Here is a 16,438-nt window from a genome sequence, read left to right on the forward strand (position 1 = left end):
GGGGATGCCATGAGCCCCGACAAAAAGCCGATTCCCATCCTGCCCAGCTTCTCGCGGATGCTGCGCCTCACGCGCCCAAGCCGCGAGGATGCGGTGGCTTTCGTCATCCTTGCGGGTCTGGCGCTGCTGGTGTTTCGCGCCGCCGAAGGCATGGTCGAGCCGCTCTCCAGCCTGCATCTGGAGCCGGTGACGCTCGACCCGGTGCATCTGCCTTATTATGCGCTGCGCACGGTGCTGCGCATGTTCGCCGCGCTGCTGGCCTCTACGTTGTTCACGCTGATTGTCTCGACGCTGGCCGCGCGGTCGCGTCGCGCCGGACAGATCATCGTGCCCGCGCTCGATATCCTGCAATCGGTGCCGATCCTTGGTTTCCTCACCTTCACTGTCACCTTCTTCATGAACCTGTTTCCCGGCAATGTGCTGGGGGTGGAACTGGCCAGCATCTTTGCCATCTTCACCTCTCAGGCGTGGAACATGGCTTTCAGCTTCTACCAGTCGCTGCGCAATCTGCCCGGCGATCTGGAGGAAGTATGCGACGGGTTCGAACTCTCGCCGCTGCGCCGTTTCCTGCGGCTCGATCTGCCCTATGCCACGCCCGCGCTGGTGTGGAATGCGATGATGTCCATGTCGGGCGGGTGGTTCTTTGTCGTGGCCTCTGAAGCGATCACGCTGGGCAACACCACGGTCACGCTGCCGGGCATCGGTTCCTATCTGGCGCTGGCCATTGCGCATCAGGATTTCGGCGCGGTGGGCTGGGCGGTGGGCATGATGGCGCTGGTCATTCTGGGCTATGACCAGTTGTTTTTCCGCCCGATCGTGGCCTGGGCCGACCGGTTCCGCTTTGAACAGACCGCCGGGGCGCAGGCGCCGCAAAGTTGGGTCTACACCCTGCTGCGCCGCACGCGCGTCTTGCCGTTGCTGTTCGCGCCGCTGCGGGCTGCGCTGCGCCTGCTGCTGGCGATGGAACCGCGGCGGGCTAAGTGGCTCGGGGCCGAACCCCGCCCGGCCAACGCCGTGGTCGAACGCCTGTGGCAGACGACCATTTGGGTCGGGGCGGCGGCGGCCATCGGATGGACCGGCCATTATGTGCTGACCTCGCTGGGGCCGCGCGATATCCTGCTGGCGTTCGGCTATGCGGCGATCACGCTGGTCCGGGTCGTGGTGCTGATCGTGCTGGCCAGCGCGATCTGGGTGCCGCTGGGGGTGATGATCGGCCTGCGCCCGCGTCTGGCCCAAAAGGTTCAGCCCTTTGCGCAATTTCTGGCCGCGTTTCCCGCCAATGTGCTGTTTCCTTTTGCGGTGATGGGCATTGTGCGGTTCGGTCTGCTGCCCGATATATGGCTATCGCCGCTGATGATTTTGGGCACGCAGTGGTACATCCTCTTCAACGTGATCGCCGGGGCCAGCGCGATCCCGCATGATCTGCGCGAGGCGGCGGGGATGTTTGGCGTGCGCGGCTGGCAATGGTGGCGCCAGGTCGCGCTGCCCGGCATTTTTCCCGCCTATATCACCGGCGCGCTGACCGCTTCGGGCGGCTCATGGAACGCCTCCATCGTGGCCGAGGTGGTGACATGGGGCCATCATCGCCTTCAGGCGCATGGGCTGGGGGCCTATATCGCCGATGCCACGGCAGCGGGCCATTATCCGCAGGTCGCGCTGGGCATCGCGGTGATGAGCCTGTTCGTTCTTGGCTTCAACTCTCTGGTCTGGCGCCCGCTCTATGCCTTTGGCGAGCGCCGCCTGCGCCTGTCCTGAATTTTTCCGGAGTATTCCCCATGGCAACCATCGCGCCATCCCTTCCGCTGATCGAGGTCAAGGGCCTGCATCATTATTATGGTCCGCCGCCGGGCGGCCATCTGGTGCTCGATAATGTCGATCTGACGCTGTATCAGAACGAGGTTGTCGGTTTGCTCGGCCGATCCGGTTCGGGCAAGTCCACGCTGCTGCGCTCGATCGCCGGGCTGATCCATCCGCGCCGGGGCACGGTCCGGCGCATCGCCACGCCCGATTGCCCCGATCCCAGCGTGGCCATGGTGTTCCAGACCTTTGCGCTGTTCCCATGGCTGACGGTGCAGGAAAATGTCGAAATGGGGCTGGAGGCGCAGAATGTCCCGCGTGAGGAGCGCCGCACCCGCGCGCTGGCCGCCATCGACCTTATCGGGCTGGACGGGTTTGAAAACGCCTATCCCAAGGAATTGTCGGGCGGGATGCGTCAGAGGGTGGGGCTGGCGCGGGCGCTGGTGGTCAATCCGTCCCTGTTGTTGATGGACGAGCCGTTTTCCGCGCTCGATGTACTGACGGCCGAAACCTTGCGCACCGACCTGCTCGATCTGTGGTCGGAAGGGCGGATGCCGATCAAGTCGATCCTGATCGTGACGCACAATATCGAGGAAGCGGTGCAGATGTGCGACCGCATCCTTGTGTTTTCCTCCAATCCGGGGCGCGTCGTGGCCGAGATCAAGGTGGATATTCCCCGTCCGCGCGATCGCCTTGATCCGCCGTTCCGCGCGCTGGTCGATGATATTTACGCCCGCATGACCGCCCGCCCGGATCAGGCCCAGCCCATCCGCGAAGGTGTGTTTCCCGGCACAGGCATTGCCATGGTGCTGCCGCGGGTGTCCACCAATGCGCTGGCGGGGCTGATCGAGGAGGTGGATGGCACACCGTTTAACGGCAGCGCGAGCATGGCCGAATTGGCGGATTCCCTCAATTTCGAGGTGGATGACCTGTTTCCGATGGCCGAAACGCTGCAATTGCTGCGCTTTGCCGAATTGCGCGGGGCCGATCTGATCCTGACGGCGGCGGCGCGGCGCTATGCCCAGGCCGATGTCGACCAGCGCAAGGCGATGTTTGGCGAGGCGCTGCTGGCCCATGTGCCACTAGCGGGCCATATACGTCGCATCCTTGATGAGCGGGCCAGCCACAAGGCCCCCGCGCGCCGCTTCCGCGACGAGTTGGAGGACCACATGAGCGCGGATTTCGCCGAAGAAACGCTGCGCACCGTGACCAATTGGGGGCGCTATGCCGAGATCTTCACCTATCACGAGGATGGCGACCAGTTCAGTCTCGATGATCCGCAATGATGGGATTTTCGCAAGGAGAGGAGGTCGGCAAAAGTTCCTCGCTCAACCATGAGATGATATCTTGTTACAATCAAACTTCTCGTTTATGCAGACCCCGTGCCTGAGGGGGCGGCACAGGATCGGATCGGAATAAAAGGATTGTTATCATGAAATTGCCCTCGCTTCTGGCAAGCACATCGCTTGTGGCCGGCCTGATCGCGGCTGTCTCTGTATCGGCGGCCCCCGCTTTGGCGGCCGATGCGGCGCCGGCGGACCCTTCTGGCCCCCCCATTGTCGTCACGGCCACCCCTTTCCATCATACGCAGGATGAGACGCCCTCGATTTCGGCGCGCGTCGATGCAGAGCAGATCCGGCAGGCGGGCGGGGCCAGTCTGGCCGATGCGCTCAAGGATGTGCCGGGCGTGGCCGCCTCTGGCTTTGCGCAGGGTGCCTCGCGCCCGATCATCCGTGGCATGGATTCCAACCGCGTGCGCCTGCTCGAAGACGGCACCTCCATCTCGGACGTTTCCGACATCGGCCCGGACCATGGCACGCCCATCGACCCGCTCTCGGCCCGCAGCATCGAGGTGGTGCGCGGGGCGGCCACTCTGCGCTATGGCAGCCAGGCGATCGGCGGCGTGGTCAACACGATCAACAACCGCGTGCCGACCGCGCTGCCGAAAAGCCCGCTCTCGGGCGAGTTGTCCTCATCCTATACCAGCGTCAATCAGGGTGGCGAGGTGGCCGGGCTGGTCGATGGCAAGGCGGGCGATCTGGCGCTGCATGCCGATGCCTATTACCGGCGCACGGGCGATTATGACACGCCGCTGGGCCGACAGGACAATTCCTTCTTCCATGGCTGGGGCGGATCGCTGGGCGGCTCCTATTTCTTTGGCAATGGCAGCCACGCGGGGTTGGCCGTCACCCATTATGACGCGCAATATGGCATCCCCAGCGACACCACCTATATCGACATGCGCCAGACCAAGGTCATCAGCCGCAACGTGATCGAGCTTGCCTCGCCCTTGCTCAAGTCGATCAATCTTGACGGCAGCTATGGCGATTATCAGCATCAGGAGAAGAACCCCGACGGCTCGGTCAACACCACGTTCCGCAACAAGGAAGCCAATCTGCGCGGCGAACTCTTGTTCAACCGGCTGGGCGCGATCCGCAATTCGGCGCTGGGCGTGGAATATCAGCATCGCGATTTCTCGGCCGTGGGCGAGGACAGTTCCTATCTCCAGCCCGCCACCTCGCAGAATATCGCCGGCTATGTGTTCAGCGAAGTGGAATTGGCAAAACCCCTGCATATGGAGGCGAGCGCCCGCGTCGAGCATGTTTCGGTCACCGGCACGCCGCTTTCGGATCAATTCACCAGCCGCAACTACACCCCCGTCAGCGCCGCCCTCGGCCTGCTCTATACTGCCGCGCCGGGCATCAAGCTGGGCCTGACGGCGTCCACCACCGGGCGCGCGCCCGCGTTGACCGAACTGTTTGCGCGCGGCGGGCATGACGGCCCCCAGACCTATGAAACCGGCGATCCCAATCTGAAGGTCGAGCGGGCCAAGGGACTGGAACTGAGCCTGCGCGCCAATCGCGGGGCCTTTCATTTCGAGGGCAGCCTCTATTCCACGTGGTTCTCCAATTACATCTATGGCGAGCTGACCGGGCGGACCTGCGATGATGACGGCAATTGCGTGGCGGGCAATGCCAATGACCTGCGCGAAGTGTTCTATCGCCAGCAGGGCGCGCATTTCCGGGGCCTTGAGGGCGAGGCGCGCTATGATCTGGTCAAGACCGCGCACACCAGCCTGACCGCGCGGGTGATGGGCGATCTGACGCGGGCCACGCTGGATGACGGCAACAATGTGCCGCGCATCGCGCCATGGCGTCTGGGCGGCGGGCTGGATTGGCAAAGCCCGCTATGGGATGCCGGTGTCAGCTATACCCGCTATGGCACCCAGAACGATTTTGGCCAGTTTGACACGGCCACGGCAGGCTACAATGCGCTTTCGGCCCATGTGGCGGTGCGCCCGTTCACGCAATGGCCGGGCGTTGAATTCTCGCTGGTGGGGCAAAACCTGACCAATGATGTTCAGCGCTATGCCACCTCCTTCAACAAGGATCTGGTGGTGATGCCGGGCCGCTCGATCCGCATCGTGGCCAAAATCGCCAGCTTCTGAAGGCAAGGACCGCCCGCGTCATTGGCTTAGGCCGCCGACGCGGGCTTTCCGGCCGAACCCCAGGCGCCCAGTGCCACACCCAGCAGGATCAGCGCCATCGCCGCGCCGTGATAGGAACGCAGCGGTTCGCCCAGCAGCGGCACCGCCAGCCCCGCGCCAAACAGCGGCATCAGACAGATCGCCTGTCCCGCCGCGCCCGCGCCGATTTGCGCCACCGCGCCATTATAGAGGAAATAGGCAATCACCGAGGGAAACAGCGCGATATAGACAAAGGCGCCTGCTGTGCCCCAATTCCACACCACCTGCGCGCCGCGCGCGGCCTCCATCGCGGCCAGCGGTGCCATGGTGAGAACGCCGATGGCAAAAGTGATCCACACAAATGTTTCCGGCCGCAGGGCAGGGCGCAGCCGCAGGCAGACGGTATAAAGCGCCCAGGCCAGACAGCCGCACATCACCAGCAGATCGCCCAGCCCGACATGCAAACCCGCCAGCGCGCCCAGATCGCCGCGAAACACGATCACCATCACGCCGATGGTTGACAAAATTACGCCCAGAATCTGCCCAAAGGCCGCCCTGTCCTTGAACAGCAAACGCCCCAGCACAAGGACCAGCGGCGGGATGGTGGCCTGCATCAGCAAGGCGTTGGTGGCGGTTGTGTGGCGCAGGCCGGAATAAAGAAACGCGTTGAAAGCGCCCACGCCCAGACCGCCCAGCAGCAACAGAACCCGCGCATGAGTGCGAATTTGGGCGCGCTCGGCCATCGCCTTGCGCAGGGCAAAAGGCGTGAGCACCAAAAACGCCCCCATCCAGCGGCCAAATGCCAGCGTGAAGGGCGGTATGGTTTCGCGCACCGCGCGCCCGACAATCGAATTGCCCGCCCACAACAGCATCACGATGCCCAGCATGGTATAGGCCCGCGTCCGCTTTGTCTGTATCACTATCCTGCCCCTGTTCGCGCGCTGCTGTGTTGCGGCCTATAGGCGATGATCGCGCCCTGCGTCAGCGCCCATCACCGATCAGCGCGCTTTTGGCAAATGCCTTTGAGTATCCCCGCCACGCGCCTTGGTGCTTGTATGGTGAATATGGCTTAATCGTGGGGTAAGCGTTCGCTTGTAAGCGACTCTTAAAGCAGCCGATACGAAGATCAGCCTACATCATAGTCCATAGTGCCCGGATCATCGGGCGCGTTTGGGATATGCGCCATGCCAGAGAATGCTGCTCTTCCGGAAGCCAAGCTGTATGAGGCCGTCGATCAGTTGAGTTTGACCGCAACGGCCAGCGGCCAAACGGTTTCCGACCCGACAGGCACCATCGTGGATGCAGCCGGACTTGCCAATGCCGGGGGCATCAATCAGCCTCTCTACAGCGGCGGCATTGCCGGAACGGCGGCTTCTGTAAACGCGGCAAGCGTCAGCACCGCGCCGACTGTGCCGTTTGATGGCGGGACGATCGTCAATATTCTGGGCGATGCCGGCGGCGTCGCTGCCAACGGCAATTCTGGGCCCAGCGCGGTGCAGAGCAACGCAAATTCCGCAGGCTTTGGCGCCGCGACTGTTCTTGGCGCAGGGCAAATTCAGGGCGCGGTCGGGGCGTCTCCCTCCGCACCGCAATTTGTGAATGGCGGCGCGGGCCAAACGACCACGGTCGCCAACTCGGGCAACGGGGCCAATGCAGGCGACGGGGTCAATGCGGGCAACGGAGCCATCGGCGCCACGCCCGTGCCCACTCCGGCAACAACGCCTGCAACGTCTCCGGCAACGACTCCCGCTTCGGGCAATGGCACGATCACCACGCCCGCTGACACGGTCTCCCTTTCACCCTTGCCCGCGCAGGGGGGCGAAAACGGTTCGCTCCCCAATGCTACGGGTTCTGGCACCGGCTCGCCTGCGGCGGATGCGCCCGGCGTCAATACGGCCCCAGCGCCGGTCATCGCCGTCACCAATCAACCGGTTGTTTCTCAGTCCGGCACCCCTGCCAATACTGCGGGGGGAGATACCGCCGCCTCGGGCAGCAGCGCGGGCTTGCCAGGCGGCAACATGGATGGCACCGGGACAGGATCGCCAACTGCCGGCGGTTCGGCGCAGGACGCCTCGTCGGGCGCGGGCACCACGCATTCGCCGTCCGCGCCACAGGAAAACGCATCGCCACAGGGCGGTGGAACGACAAACGAACCTTCACCCCCTCCCACCTCCGGCACCGGGGGAGGCAATGAAACGCCGCAAGGCACCTCCGACCCATCGACCCAGCCCCCGGCCGGGTCTGACAGCCCCACCACCAGCGTGGATCTCGGCGTCGATTTGTCCAGCGGCGGCGGTACGCCCTCCGGTCAGACCGGGGGAGAAACAGGCGTCGATATCGGCGTCACGATCGGCACCGGCGGCAATCCCGCCACCCCACCCGCCGACGACAACTCTGCCCCTGATTTGGGCATCGATCTGACTGCGGGCGCGACGGTTCAGGACGCGGGCCTTGATGTCACGGCTTCGGTCGCGGCGGGTGCCGATGCTTTGGTTGGAACTGCGGTGAATTTGGCTGCAGATGCCCCAGACGCTATTGCCGGGACTGGTACGGCCGACCTTGGTTTGGATCTGACGGCGGGTGCGACGGTTCAGGACGCTGGCGTTGATGTCACGGCTTCCGTCGCGGCGGGTGCGGATGTGTCGTTGGGTACTGTTTTGGACGCGGCTAGGGATGTCATGGGTGCCGTTTCCGGGACTGGAACGGCAAACCTTGGTTTGGATCTGACCGCAGGCGCGATGGTTCAGGACGCAGGCCTTGATGTCACGGCTTCGGTCGCGGCGGGTGCAGATGCATCGTTGGGTACTGTTGTGGATGCGGCTGGGGATGCCCCAGACGCTGTTGCCGGGGTTGGTACGGCCGACCTTGGTTTGGATCTGACGGCGGGTGCGACGGTTCAGGACGCTGGCGTTGATGTCACGGCTTCCGTCGCGGCGGACGCGGATGGGGCGTTGGGCACTGTTGTGGATGCGGCTGTGGATATCGTGGGCAATGTTGCCGGGACTGGTGCGGCGGAATTTGGTTTGGATCTTACCGCAGGCGCGACCGTTCAGGACGCTGGTCTTGATATCACGGCTTCGGGCGCGGCGGGTGCAGATGCGTCGTTGGGCACTGTTGTGGATGCGGCTGTGGATGTCGTGGACGCTGTTACCGGGGCTGGTACGGCCGACCTTGGCCTGGATCTGGCCGCAGGCGCGGCGGTTCAGAATGCGGGGCTTGACGTCACGGCTTCGGTTGCGGCTGGTGCGGATGGGTCGTTGGGTACTGTTGTGGATGCGGCTGTGGATGTCGTGGGGGCTGTTGCCGGGGCTGGTACGTCCGACCTTGGTTTGGATCTGACCGCAGGCGCGACCGTTCAGGACGCAGGCCTTGATGTTACCGCTTCCGTCGCGGCGGGCGCGGATGCGTCATTGGGCACTGCTTTGGACGCGGCTGGGGATGTCGTGGGCGCTGTTGCCGGGGCCGGTACGGCCGACCTTGGCTTGGATCTTACCGCAGGCGCGACGGTTCAGGATACGGGCCTTGATGTCACGGCTTCCGTCGCGGCGGGTGCAGATGCGTCGTTGGGCACTGTTGTGGATGCGGCTGGGGATGTCTTAGGCGCTGTTGCCGGGGCTGGTGTGGCAGACCTGGGCTTGGATCTGACCGCAGGCGCGACCCTTCAGGACGCAGGCCTTGATGTCACGGCTTCGGTCGCGGCGGGCGCGGATGGGGCGTTGGGTACTGTTTTGGACGCGGCCGAGGATGTCGTGGGCGCTGTGGCCGGGGCTGGTACGGCGGACCTTGGCTTGGATCTTACCGCAGGCGCGACCGTTCAGGACGCAGGCCTTGATGTTACCGCTTCCGTCGCGGCGGGCGCAGATGCGTCGTTGGGCACTGTTGTGGATGCGGCTGGGGATGTCGTGGGCGCTGTTGCCGGGGCCGGTACGGCCGACCTTGGCTTGGATCTTACCGCAGGCGCGACGGTTCAGGATGCGGGCCTTGATGTTACCGCTTCCGTCGCGGCGGGTGCGGATGGGGCGTTGGGCACTGTTGTGGATCCGGCTGTGGATGTCGTGGGCGCTGTTGCCGGGGCTGGTGTGGCAGACCTTGGCTTGGATCTTACCGCAGGCGCGACGGTTCAGGATGCGGGCCTTGATGTTACCGCTTCCGTCGCGGCGGGTGCGGATGGGGCGTTGGGCACTGTTGTGGATCCGGCTGTGGATGTCGTGGGCGCTGTTGCCGGGGCTGGTGTGGCAGACCTTGGCTTGGATCTTACCGCAGGCGCGACGGTTCAGGATGCGGGGCTTGATATCACGGCTTCTGTCGCGGCGGACACGGATGCATCGTTGGGTACTGTTTTGGACGCGGCTGGGGATGTCGTGGGCGCTGTTGCCGGGGCTGGTACGGCGGACCTTGGCTTGGATCTGAGCGCAGGCGCGACGGTTCAGGACGCTGGTCTTGATATCACGGCTTCGGTCGCCGCGGGTGCAGATGCGTCGTTGGGCACGGTTCTGGGTGCGGCTGTGGATGTCTTAGGAGCTGTTGCCGGGACTGGTACGGCGGACCTTGGTTTGGATCTGACCGCAGGCGCGACCGTTCAGGACGCTGATCTTGATATCACAGCTTCCGTCGCGGCGGGTGCGGATGCATCTTTGAGCACTGTTTTGGACGCGGCTGGGGATGTCGTGGGCACTGTTGCCGGGGCTGGTGTGGCCGACCTTGGCTTGGATCTGAGCGCAGGCGCGACGGTTCAGGGCGCTGGCGTTGATGTCACGGCTTCGGTTGCGGCTGGTACGGATGGGGCGTTGGGTACTGTTTTGGACGCGGCTGGGGATGTCATGGGTGCCGTTTCCGGGGCTGGTACGGCGGACCTTGGCTTGGATCTGACCGCAGGCGCGACCGTTCAGGATGCGGGGCTCGATGTCACGGCTGCGGTCGCGGCAGGTGCGGATGGGGCGTTGGGCACTATTCTGGGTGCGGCTGGGGATGCCTTAGGCGTTGTTGCCGGGACTGGTACGGCAGACCTTGGCTTGGATCTTACCGCAGGCGCGACGGTTCAGGATGTGGGGCTTGATGTCACGGCTGCGGTCGCAGCGGGTGCCGATGCATCGTTGGGAACGGTTCTCGACGCGGTTGTTGATACGGTGGATGTCGTTTCCGGGGCCGGAGCGGCGGACCTTAGCTCGGATGTGACCCTTGGTGCGACGGCGCTCAACACGGGGATTGAAGCGACGGCCGGTTTAGCGGCGGGTGCGGACTTGAATGGTTCTGCGTTGCTCGACGCTTCGGCCGGTTTGGCAACGGGCGCGGGGGCTGAGGCTTCGGATTATGTCGATATCTTTGCGGCGATTGGATCAATCCCATCGGTGGATCAGTCGGCGGGAGATCTCAGCGTAAGCGCAACTGCGTCTTTGACCACAATGGACAGCGGCGCGGCGCCCATGACTTTCGAGCAGGACATATTTGCCACCGCCGATGCCTTTCATGCGATGGAAGCCACCGCCAGCGCCGATATCACCGGAGGAGGGCTTGCCCTAAGCGCTGATGGCGGCGGAACGCTTGGCGGGGTGCCGATGGATGCGTCATCGTTGAGCGCCTCGGCCACGATAACGACCGACCTGACCGGCACGAGCCTGCTCAGTTCTGCGGTGAACACGACGCTTGACGCCGCGTTGAGCGGCACGGGTTCGTTGAGCGCCTCGGCCACGATAGCGCCTGACCTGAGCGCCACCAGCCTGCTCAGTTCCTCCCTGAATGGGACGGCCAGCAGCACGCTGGGCGCAAGCGCAACATTGAGCGGTACGGCAACGAGCGCGCCGACCCTGAGCAGCACGAGCCTGTTGAGCGCCGCCGCAAGCAGCACAACAAGCGGCGGCACGTTGAGCGCCACATCGACAAGCAGCGCGAGCGTGAGCAGCGCCAGCCTGTTGAGCGCGACGACAACAACCAGTGGCACGCTGAGCGGAATATTAAGTAGTTCGACGAATACGATGGGTTCAGCAAGTTTACAGACCTCAACAACTTCCAGCCTGACCAGCAGTACAATCGCCAGCGTCGCCAAGACCCTTTCTTTCACTAAGGCCACGCTATTCTAAATGTATGAAACGCCTGGTCCAAACGACAAAAGCTACCAAAGCCACTCTGCTTTTCAGCGTGTTGATAAGCAATGTCTTGGCGTTGATCATGCCGTTGGTGGCCAGGCAGGTGCTCAGCCGGAGCGGTGAGGCCGCCAATATCAGCACGGTGATCGTGCTGGTGGCGATCGTGGTCCTCGCCGCTCTGTTTGAATCGGTGATCCGGTTCTGCCGGACGATCATTCTGGCCCAGCATGATCGCCAGTTCATGACCGAAAAGCTGCATTGGCTGCTCGACCGGGTTGCGCGTGCCAAAAGGCTCAAATTCCGTTCCGCAGCCGCGGCCAGTCTGGATTATTCTTCCGCCCTCCAACAGGTCAAAGGCATCGCCAGCGGCGAGCTTTCGCTGGTCTGGGCCGAGCTGGCCTTTGTTCCGCTGCTGCTGGCCCTGCTGTTTGTGCTCTCGCCCGCTTGCGGCTTTGCTGTCGTGCTGTTTGTCGCAGGGCTGGTGATCTACACGGTGCGGACCACCCGCCAGTTTTCCACCATTGCCGAAACCAGCCGCGAGGCCGGGGAGCGCCGCTTTGAACGGCTGTTCTCGATCCTTGAGCGTATGCTGCTGGTGAAATCTTTTGCCGTCGAACACCATATGACGCGCGTTTACGAACAGGCCCATGGCGCGGCGATGCGCAACAATCTGCGTCTGGCCATGTCGGCCACCCGGCTGACCCATGCCGGAGCGGTCTCGGGCATGATGCTGAACGTCATGCTGCTTTTGACCTGCGCCACGGTTGCCACCTATGATCATATGGACGTGGCGGTGGTCATTTCGGCGGTGCTTTTGTCTTCGCGCCTGATGGACCCGATCCAGCGTGCGGTGTTTGTCTTCGTCCAGGGCCGGGACCGCTTTGCCGCATTCCGCAAGATCGTCGATCTGGAAGCCATGACCCAGACGGACAGCGCCTCCTTGCCCGACGGCAGTTTCAGCGATTTTCACAGTCTGCAGGTCACCGGACTGTCGCTCTGTTCCGCGCGGCAGCGGCCGATTAGCCTGAGCGTCAAGCCGGGCGAGTTCATCGCCATTTCCGGCCATGATGTCGCGGCCACCAAGCGTCTTATGCGCTCGCTGGCCGGATTGGAAATCATGGAGGGCGGCGTTGGCGGGCATGTGCGGGTCAACGATATTGCCATTGAAAATTATGGCATGACCGACCGCAACAGAATTCTGGGCTATGTCTCGGACAACAGCCGGCTGTTTGACGGCAGCATTCAGGACAATATCACCCGCTTTGGCGAAGTCTCGGTGGAGCAGGCTTTCGAAGTCGCCCGCCTGTTCGGGATTGACCAGCGTCTTGATGAATTGCCGGGCGGTTTACAGACCAAGGTCGGCGATGGGGTGGGGGGCAATGTGCCGCCGGGGCTGGAGCGACAGATCGCCATTTTGCGCGCTGTGGTCCATCGGCCGCGACTGATCCTGTTTGACCATGCCGAACAGGGGCTCGACCGCGAATCCTATGCCGAACTGATCCGCTTTTTTGGCCTCGTGCGCGGCAACGCCACCGTGGTTATTGCCAGCGAGGATGCCAATCTGACCTCGCTGGCCGATCGAACCTATCGTTTGGATGAAGAGGGGCTTTCCTTGAACAACGATGTGATCGTGCAGGACGTCTCCTATCGGGCGCTGGTGCTGTAATGCGCCGCCAGAGCAACAGCGGAGCCCTTTGCTCGGGCAATCTGCGCGCCGTTTTGGCGGGACAGACGGGCGGTTCAGGCGTGTTCGACGCCATGCTGGCCCAGATTTGCGCGCGGCTGCTGCCCGATGTGATGATCAAGGATGTGCTGGGCTCCTTGCCGATCCATCCCTTCGACACCACGGGCGAAAGGCTGCTGGCCGCGCTGCGCAATCTGGGTTTTGTCGCGCGCCCGATGCCGCAAAGGGTCGAGCATCTCAAGCCCTGGCATCTGCCTGCCTTGCTGATCGAGGAGGCAAGCGAACGCATCTTCCTGCTGCTGTGGGAAGGGGGCGCGCTGGTCGCTTATGATCAGGACGGCGTTTTGCCCGATCATGTCCCGCTGCCGCAGGGGCAGATGCATTGTCTGGCGCGCGATGCCCATTTCGACCCATTGAGCGAGGAATCGCGCAAGCACAGCCAGCACAGTTGGCTCAGGGCTCTGGTCGATACATTCCGTCCCCTGCGTTGGGTCATCATTCTGTGCACCGCCTTCATTACCATCGCCTCGCTCGCCCAGCCTTTTGCCATCTCGGCCTTCTATCGTTCGGTGTTCTCGCGGGGAGACAAGGCCGCGACGCCTTGGTTGGCGCTGGCGCTGGTCTTGGTGCTGGTGGGGATACAGGCGGTGATGGCGCTGCGCTCGCATGCTTTGGCGTGGCTTGCTGCGCGTCTCAACTATCTGGTGGGCCGGGCGACGTTTGACAAAATCATGCAATTGCCCGCCAGCCAGACCCAGAGGCTGGATGCAAAGGATCAATCGGCGCGCATTCGCTCGTTTGAAAGTGTCAGCGATTTTCTCACCAGTCCGCTGGCCGTCACCCTTCTCGACATTCCAACCGCGCTGCTGGGGCTGGTCTTCATCGGGCTGATCATGCCGCCCGCCGGGTTGCTGCTGGTGGTGGTGGTGGTGGCCTATGCGGCGATCTTTGTGCTGGGCGGGCGGCGGATGAAGGTGTTGACCTCGATGACATCGGATCTGGCCACCGAGTTGCAGCACCGGATGGTCGAAACGTTTGAAAAACGCGAATTGATTCGCGAATGCGGGCTTCAGCACCGCTGGGCGGATCTGGCCAAACGCCGGATCGCCCGTGCGCAGAATGTAAGCATGCGGATTTCCCTTTTGATGGCCACCGTCGAGGCCTGCTCCAGCTTTACCTTTGCCATCAGCTTCATCGGGGTCATCGGCATTTTGGCCTGCTGGTCGGGGCAATATCAATTGGCTTCGGCGCAATTGCTGGGCGTCGTGTTTCTGACCGGATTGGTGGTCGCGCCCATGCACGGGCTGTGCATGGCCCTGCCTCGCTTTGAGCAGAGCAAGCGTGCGCTCAAACAGATCAATCAGTTGATGCAGATGGAATCGGAAAACTCGCAGGATATCATGCGCCGCCGCCTGCCCAGTCTGCATGGCCAGATCGCGCTGCGCAACATCACCATGCGGATGGGCGATGGGCGTCCGTTAATCCTTGGGCTGGATATGGACACCCGGCCCGGCGAAATTATCGGGATAACCGGCGCGGCCGGTACGGGAAAATCACTGGTCCTCAAGCTGTTGCAGGGGATGATCCAGCCCTCGTTTGGCACCGTGCGGATCGAGGGTGTGGATATCGAGCAATTGCCCCTGCGTGCGCTGCGCAGCGCCATTGGCTATGTGCCGCAGGACCCCGGCCTGCTGCCTGGTACATTGCGCGAAAATCTGGCCATGGCCAACCCTTTGGCCACGCAGGAGCAAATCGAGCGAGTCCTTGAAATAGTCGGTCTGCAAAATATTTCGCTGGATCAGGATGACTGCGAAGTTGACCGTCTCGACGGCTTTATCTGGCACTTTTCCCTGGCTCAGGCTCTTCTTTGCTCCAATGGTATTTTACTTATCGATGAAATCCCTAATGCTGTAGTTAACGGCAGTTTCGGCAAAGTTCTTCAAAACGTCATTCGTTCTGCAAAGGGGCGTTTGACCGTGTTTTTTGTGACTGGCCGTTCTGACATTCTGGCGCTGGCCGATCGGGTGATGGTGCTGCGCCATGCCCGGACGCCTGCGATCATGACGCCCGCCGATCTGGCCGAGGTGGCCTGATGCCCAACCGCACCCATCTTTACGATACGGCTCGCAATGTGCTGCCGATCCTGACCCTTGATCGGGAACGGGATCTGCCCGAATTGATGATGCCCATCGGCAATGGCGACAGCCATTCATCGCGCGTGCTGCACCTCACCTTGCTGGTCTGCAGCGCCTTGGTGGTCGTCGCTTTTGTCTGGGCCGCTTTTGCGCCGGTCAGCGAAGTGGCCAGCCTGAGCGGCACCTTTCAGCCTTTGGCGCAAGAGCGGCAAGTAGTGCATGTCGATGGCGGCATCGTGGCCAATGTTCTGGTGCGCGATGGCGACCGCGTGACCGCCGGCCAGCCCATAGTCGCGATGGATGGCGCGCTGGCGGCGGGCGAACTGCAATTTGCGCAACAGCGCTTTGCGATTTTGCGGCAAAAGGGCCGCGATGTGCAAAGCGCGTCGGGCGCGGGGGAAACGACCAAAGGCGGCGAAATTCGCGCATCGGTGCTGGATGCCGAGCGCGCGATCAACAGTGCCGCCGTCCAGCAGCAAGGCGCCAGCATCGCCACGCTCCAGACCCAATTGGCGACCGCTCTGCGGACCGAGGCCATGGCGCTTGACGACCGCGACCGCGCCCAGCGTCTGTTCAAACAGGATGCGATCTCCAAAACCGCGCTTAATCAACGCGAGGCGATCTATAGCGAGGCGGTCGGGCGGGTGGCCTTGCTGCGCCGCCAGATCGAGGTGACCGCCAGCGGGCTGGACGGGGCCTTGGCCAACGGGCGCCTGGTGCGGTCGCGTCAGGCGCTCGATCTGCTGCGCGATGGCAATGATGCGGCGCTCCAGCAGACCGAGGCCGAGGTGTTGCTCAAGCGCGCGCAGGAGCGTGTGGAGCGCCTGACCCTGAAAAGCCCGGTCACCGGGCGGGTCAAGCTGGTCGGGGTGCATAAAGGCGATGTCATCGCGCCGGCCAGTCCGGTGCTGGTGATCGTCCCCGATGACCAGTTGATGGTCGATGCCAAGGTTCTGGCCCGCGAGCGGCAGGGCTTGCGTCCCGGCCTGCCGGTTCGGTTGCGGGTCAATGGCTATGATATGCCCGGCCATGGCTGGATCGATGCCAATCTGGATGTGATCTCGCCTTCGTCCTTTGCCGATGAAAACGGACGGCGCTTCTACACGCTCAAGCTCTCCATGGTGAAAAACAAGGAAAATCAGGCCATCCTGCCCCGACTTTCGGCCGGGATGGAGGTGAGCGGCGATGTGGTGACCGGGCACAAAACGGTGCTGGGCTATATTCTCGGGCCGGTCCGCCATGGCCTGACCAGCGCGCTGACGGAAAGGTGAAC

8 protein-coding genes are annotated in these 16,438 nt (G+C 63.1%); 7 read left to right on the forward strand and 1 reads right to left on the reverse strand.

Going from position 1 to position 16,438, the window contains the following annotated elements; genetic code table 11:
• Positions 1–9 precede the first annotated feature (9 nt).
• The 3 genes from PQ467_RS08410 (at position 10) to PQ467_RS08420 (ending at position 5,245) form a co-directional block, all read left to right on the forward strand.
• Positions 10–1,755: an ABC transporter permease gene (locus PQ467_RS08410; protein WP_274176044.1), complete on the forward strand. Its 1,746-nt coding sequence runs from the start codon at positions 10–12 to the stop codon at positions 1,753–1,755.
• A 20-nt stretch (positions 1,756–1,775) separates the two neighbouring features.
• A complete protein-coding gene (locus PQ467_RS08415; protein ID WP_274176045.1) occupies positions 1,776–3,083 on the forward strand; it encodes an ABC transporter ATP-binding protein in 1,308 nt (435 codons plus the stop codon).
• A 146-nt stretch (positions 3,084–3,229) separates the two neighbouring features.
• A complete protein-coding gene (locus PQ467_RS08420) occupies positions 3,230–5,245 on the forward strand; it encodes a TonB-dependent receptor (RefSeq protein ID WP_274176046.1) in 2,016 nt (671 codons plus the stop codon).
• Positions 5,246–5,271: 26 nt separating this feature from the next.
• Here the strand turns inward: PQ467_RS08420 and PQ467_RS08425 are convergent, their stop codons facing one another.
• Positions 5,272–6,183: a DMT family transporter gene (locus tag PQ467_RS08425; RefSeq protein ID WP_274176047.1), complete on the reverse strand. Its 912-nt coding sequence runs from the start codon at positions 6,181–6,183 to the stop codon at positions 5,272–5,274.
• Between the two features lie 264 nt (positions 6,184–6,447).
• Between PQ467_RS08425 and PQ467_RS08430 the strand changes: the two genes are divergently transcribed.
• The 4 genes from PQ467_RS08430 (at position 6,448) to PQ467_RS08445 (ending at position 16,436) form a co-directional block, all read left to right on the forward strand.
• Entirely contained in the window at positions 6,448–11,340 is a 4,893-nt protein-coding gene (locus tag PQ467_RS08430) for a beta strand repeat-containing protein (protein ID WP_274176048.1), read from the forward strand.
• A gap of 88 nt (positions 11,341–11,428) precedes the next feature.
• Positions 11,429–13,012, forward strand: coding sequence for an ATP-binding cassette domain-containing protein (locus PQ467_RS08435; RefSeq protein ID WP_274176049.1), 1,584 nt, complete (start codon positions 11,429–11,431; stop codon positions 13,010–13,012).
• Positions 13,012–15,123 carry an ATP-binding cassette domain-containing protein gene (locus PQ467_RS08440; RefSeq protein WP_274176050.1) on the forward strand — a complete coding sequence of 704 codons (2,112 nt, stop codon included), beginning with the start codon at positions 13,012–13,014 and terminating at the stop codon, positions 15,121–15,123. Before PQ467_RS08435 ends, PQ467_RS08440 begins: the two co-directional genes overlap by 1 nt.
• A complete protein-coding gene (locus PQ467_RS08445; RefSeq protein WP_274173007.1) occupies positions 15,123–16,436 on the forward strand; it encodes an HlyD family efflux transporter periplasmic adaptor subunit in 1,314 nt (437 codons plus the stop codon). The genes PQ467_RS08440 and PQ467_RS08445 overlap by 1 nt, the downstream gene beginning before the upstream one ends.
• Positions 16,437–16,438: the final 2 nt, after the last annotated feature.

It is taken from the genome of Novosphingobium sp. KACC 22771, assembly GCF_028736195.1.
In the GTDB taxonomy this organism is placed as follows: Bacteria; Pseudomonadota; Alphaproteobacteria; order Sphingomonadales; family Sphingomonadaceae; genus Novosphingobium.